The 234-nt window shown below is 50.0% G+C and carries 1 rRNA gene; it reads right to left on the bottom strand.

Annotated elements, in window-relative coordinates:
• Nucleotides 1–201, bottom strand: a 16S ribosomal RNA gene (locus WFO70_RS22570); the annotation flags it as partial.
• Between the last annotated feature and the right edge of the window lie 33 nt (nucleotides 202–234).

Raw genomic sequence — 234 nt, 5'->3', positions numbered from 1 at the left:
CCTCTTTGGTCTTGCGACGTTATGCGGTATTAGCTACCGTTTCCAGTAGTTATCCCCCTCCATCAGGCAGTTTCCCAGACATTACTCACCCGTCCGCCGCTCGTCACCCGAAGAGCAAGCTCTTCTGTGCTACCGCTCGACTTGCATGTGTTAGGCCTGCCGCCAGCGTTCAATCTGAGCCATGATCAAACTCTTCAATTTAAGTTTGATGCTCGTGAATTAAACTTCGTAATG

Source organism: Leclercia sp. AS011 (assembly GCF_037152535.1).
In the GTDB taxonomy this organism is placed as follows: Bacteria; Pseudomonadota; Gammaproteobacteria; order Enterobacterales; family Enterobacteriaceae; genus Enterobacter.
The sequence above is the reverse complement of the archived record's forward strand: the minus strand, read 5'-3'. Positions and strand labels throughout refer to the sequence as shown.